This window comes from Treponema sp. UBA785, assembly GCF_002297065.1.
GTDB lineage: Bacteria > Spirochaetota > Spirochaetia > Treponematales > Treponemataceae > Treponema_D.
This window is the reverse complement of record NZ_DBJD01000008.1, coordinates 10,997-11,910: the sequence shown is the minus strand read 5'-3', so window position 1 is coordinate 11,910 and position 914 is coordinate 10,997. Positions and strand designations below refer to the sequence as shown.

1 pseudogene is annotated in these 914 nt (G+C 39.6%); it reads right to left on the bottom strand.

Annotated elements, in window-relative coordinates:
* Window positions 1-914: pseudogene (locus B2X33_RS00570) on the bottom strand (DEAD/DEAH box helicase family protein); the annotation flags it as partial.

The window sequence follows — 914 nt, the reverse complement described above, 5'->3', positions numbered from 1 at the left end:
TTGTTTTCCAAAGTTTCAGTATTTTTTCCGTCAATATTTATAAGTTTTTCTTTTTCCGCCGCAAAACATTCTGAAAACGGAACGAGCTTAAAATCGCTTCCCACAAACGGATTGTCGTAGCTTTCAAGATTTTTCTGGCAATACAAGAAGAATTCTTCAAACATTTCCAAAATTTTTTTGTTCGGAATGTCGGAAAATTCCGCGTCGCGTTTCAAAGTGATTTTTATGTCCTTTATAAAGCTAAAAAAATCTTCCGTGCTGCAGATATTGAATTTATTGCGGAGATTCTCAAAGCTGAAATATGACGCGGGATTCGTGTTCAAAACGTGCATTGCCTTTGTGTAGATATTTCTGTAACCGTCTATAAAATCTGCAAATGTAAAAGTTTCTGTAAAAATATTCTGAGAGTCCGCAGCCAAAAACTCTTCGTCACCGCCTTGAAAATTTACGGCTCGGATATTTGAATACAGTGAAGTCGTCAGGTCGTATTCAAAAGGCGGAATATTCTTGAAGTCATCGGGCAAAGTTCGCAATCTTCGTTCTGGATTTTTCCTCCGCTCGTTCACAAAAAGATAAAGCTTTTCAAGCTCCTTTCTTGAGTCTTCCTTTATGCGGAAAGTTTTCTGCGTCCTTGTTTCGCTTATAATTCCAGTGCGCTTAAGTTCCTGCGAAAGCTCGCTTATATATTTAACATCATCGTCGCTATGGAAATAAAATTCCTCCAGAATTCTAAGCTCGTTCTGCAAATCATTGTCAAACTTGCGGCGGCTCTTTTCCTTGCCTTCATATTCAAAAGGAAAATACCGCACGCCGCGCCCGATAAGCTGAACTTCGCTTGTTGTGCTGCTTCCGGCTTTTTTGCTTTTAAAATCCGTGTCGCGCCCGGAATACAGACGCACAATATCGTAAAGGTT